General features: G+C 62.0%; 1 protein-coding gene. It reads right to left on the reverse strand.

Features of this window, described 5'->3' with window-relative positions:
* Positions 1–3776, reverse strand: a 3776-nt coding sequence (locus tag FHR96_RS22230) for a beta strand repeat-containing protein (RefSeq protein WP_221195920.1), incomplete at its 3' end; no start/stop codon positions are given.
* Positions 3777–3899 lie beyond the last annotated feature (123 nt).

Raw genomic sequence — 3899 nt, forward strand, 5'->3', positions numbered from 1 at the left:
CCGCTGGCGGTGTGAGCGTAAGTGCCCGCGTCTTTGCCGCTGCCGCCACTGGTGGTGACCCCGGTGAGCACGCTTTCGTCTTCGCCACCCACCAGGCCGCTGGCGGTGAAGCCGCTGACGTTCTGGACGCCGCCGTTGTAGGTCACGCTATCGCTGTTGGCGGTGACGGTGGCGGCGGCCTTGTCGATGGCCAGCTCACCGTCGACGAAGGTCAGCAGGTAGTTGCCGTCGCTGCCGCTGGCGGTGTGCGTATAAGTGCCCGCGTCTTTGCCGCTGCCGCCGCTGGTGGTGACACCGGTGAGGACGCTTTCGTTTTCGCCGCCGACCAGGCCGCTGGCGGTAAAGCCGCTGACGTTCTGCGTGGTGCCGTTGTAGGTCACGCTATCGCTGTTGGCGGTGACGGTGGCGGCGGCCTTGTCGATGGTCAGCTCACCGTCGACGAAGGTCAGCAGGTAGTTACCGTCGCTGCCGCTGGCGGTGTGAGCGTAAGTGCCCGCGTTTTTGCCGCTGCCGCCGCTGGTGGTCACGCCGCTGAGCACGCTTTCGTCTTCGCCACCCACCAGGCCGCTGGCGGTAAAGCCGGTCACGCTCTGGTTGCTGCCGTTATAGGTCACGGTGTCGCTATTGGCGGTGACGGTGGCCAGCGCCTTATCGATGGTCAGGCCGCCGTCGATAAAGGTGAGGGCATAGTTGCCATCCGTGCCACTGGCGGTATGCACGTAGCTGCCGGCATCGGTGCCAGTGCCACCGCTGGTGGTGACGCCGGTGAGTACGCCTTCGTCCTCGCCACCCACCAGGCCGCTGGCGGTAAAGCCGCTCACGTTCTGGACGCTGCCGTTGTAGGTCACGGTGTCGCTATTGGCGGTGACCGTGGCCAGCGCCTTATTGATGGTCAGGCCGCCGTCGATAAAGGTCAGCAGGTAGTTGCCGTCGCTGCCGCTGGCGGTGTGCGTATAAGTGCCCGCGTCTTTGCCGCTGCCGCCGCTGGTGGTGACACCGGTGAGGACGCTTTCGTCTTCGCCGCCGACCAGGCCGCTGGCGGTAAAGCCGCTGACGTTCTGCGTGGTGCCGTTGTAGGTCACGCTATCGCTGTTGGCGGTGACGGTGGCGTTCGCCTTGTCGATAGTCAAGTCGCCGTCGTTAACGACCAAGTCATAGCCCTGCTGGCTGGAGTAGAGCCCATCGATGCTGATGGCATAGTTGCCTGCGTCCTTGCCGCCACCGGTGATGCTGGCGGTGCCGAGGATCAGACTGCTGTCGTGGGGACCACTTGCGCTCCAGCTCCCCGGGCCGGTCTGCACGGTGCCATTGTAGGTGGTACTGGCATCATCGACGGCCACCGTCAGCGGTGTGAGAAAGCTGCGCAGCAGCGGCGTGGTGTGGCCTTCGTAAAGACGCCACACGCTGCTGGTGCCGCCCTGGGCGTCGATGTCCCAGCCCGCGTCGGTGAAGGTTTGTAGGGTTTGCAGGTCGGTCAGGCTCTTGCCGGTTACGCCGGTTGCCGCCGCATCGTTGCCCACGCCAGTGAGGTCGGTGTTGGTATCCTGATTCCAGAACACTTGGCTGAGCGCAGCCGAACTTATCAGATTTCCAACGGCGCCGCCGACGGCGCTGCCGCCGTTCACCTGGCCGGTGGCATAACTGTTGGTGATGGTGCCAGCATTATATTGGCCCACCAGGCCCCCTACCTCCGCTGCAGGGCTACTGACATCGCCAAGGGCATAGCTGTTGCTGATATCTATATTTCCGGCGCCGAGAAGCCCACCCGCAAACCCGGAACCGAAACCATCTGCCTCCGCCAGTACCGCCACATCCGCGTAGCTGTTTTGGATAACACCATCCCCCCCGGACCCAACCAGCCCGCCAGCCACAGATTCTATCGCCGTTAGTTGCCCCCCGTGTGCATAGCTGTTCTCGATAGACGTATTAGTCGTGTTTCCTACCAAAGATCCCACAGCACTGGCCCCCGTCAGGCTGACATCTGATAACCCGACATTATGCAGCTCGGCACCGTTCGACCTCCCCAGCAAGCCCACATTGTCCTCTTCTGGCCGGTCGATGGTCAGACCGTCAATCACATGACCCTGGCCGTCGAGGCTGCCGCTGAAGCGGTTTGAGCGGGTACCAATAGGATCAAACCCGGCTCCCGCATGCCAATTAACCGTGACGCTGGCGCCGATATCGCTGGCCAGAGTGAAATCGCTGCCCAGCAGCGTGTAGGATTCCAGGCCTTGCAAGCCGTACACATCGCCGATCTGGTAGGGGTCAGTTGCTGTACCGTTACCACCAGAGGCGCGCAGGAAGCTGGCGGTGTCTTCCTTGAGCCGGAAGTCGTTCACCGCGAAGGTGGGCAGGCTGGCGGCGTGCTGTTGCCAGTTGCCATCCACCAGGTGGAAGACACTGTTTGCGCCGCCCTGAATGGCGCCGATGTTGGTGATATTGCCCGTTGTGTCGATGCGCAGGGTGCCGGTGTCCCAACTGATGCCGTTGGTCAGGGCGATATCGCCGGCATTGGCCACATTGCCGTCGGTGATGATTTGCTCACCGCCAATCAGGTCGACCCCCTGCTGGCCGGAATAGAGGCCATCGAGGTCCAGGCTGGCCAGGTATTCGCCGCTGTTGGCGCTGCCGGTGAGGGTCAGTGCGATGTTGGTTTGGCTACCGGAAATCCGCGGATCACTCAGTGCATCGCCCGCGGCGGCGCTGATATCCGTCTGGTGGGCGCCGCTGCCGTCGTACTCCGGCAGCACCGTCAGCGGCGTGAGGAAGCTGCGCAGCAGCGGGGTAGTATGGCCCTCATAGAGGCGCCAGACGCTGCCGGTACCGCCCTGGGCGTCGATGTCCCAGTTGGCTGCCAGGAAGTCATCCGTTTGCTGCATCTCGACCCCGGACAGGCCAGATCCTCCGGCGGATGAGGTTTGCCCTGTGCCGTCAATGCTGTAAAAGCTGTTCTGTACGGTCTCTCCGTTCCAGCCATAGCCAATCAAGCCCCCATTACTCGTGCCGGTTACCCGTCCGGCGGCGTAGCTCCGGTCGACCGTGCCACCGTTCAGTTCACCGACCAGGCCTCCCAGGTCGTTACCTGTGCCGGTGACGGTGCTGACGGCGTAGGTATCTGCAATCGTGGTGGTTTGTGATCTTCCTATCAGTCCGCCAAGTTGCGATGCGCCTGTTACGCTGCTGGAGGTATAACTGTTGCGAATCTCGCTGTTCCAGGCGTTGCCGATCAGGCCTCCGCCAAAGTTACCGCTCAACTCAACGTCGGCAGCGGTGAAGCTGTTGCTGATGTCGACGCCGGTGGTGTAACCGACCAAACCGCCAACATTTTGCTCACCATTCACTTGCCCAGTCGCGTAGCTGTTATCAATGGTGGTGTTATAAGCATCCCCCACCAGTGCGCCGACTTGATTCCTGCCCGTGATCTGTACGTCGACCAACCCGATATTACGAATCTCAGCGCCGCTGTTTGTCGCCCCAAACAGTGCGACATTGTCCGAGCCGAAGATGCCGCTGGATGGCGTAGATACCAAACCGTCGATGGTATGCCCCAAACCATCGAACCGACCGGTAAAGGTACGGCCATAAGCCGCTCTGCCCAGTGGCGCAAAGCCTTCTGTCCAAGTTGCCGTGGCGCTGGCATCGATATCGCTGCCGAGCACATAGTTGCCCGAGAGGTCGCCAAGAACACCCTGCAGATCCGTGCCGCTACTGGAGCCCTCCGCCCCCAGGGCGGTAATGATGGTGTAGTCGACGGCCGTACCATCGCTGCCCTGCAACGTGCTGAAGTGGCTGGTGCTGGCAAGGGAGCTATGGTGATTTCTGGTGTACGGGAGGAGGTAGGAAGGGTGGCGTATCCTATTGATTGATCACGACCAAGATCTCAATCAACACGAGCGGAT

Origin of the sequence: Halomonas organivorans, from assembly GCF_014192055.1 — a bacterium.
GTDB lineage: Bacteria > Pseudomonadota > Gammaproteobacteria > Pseudomonadales > Halomonadaceae > Halomonas > Halomonas organivorans.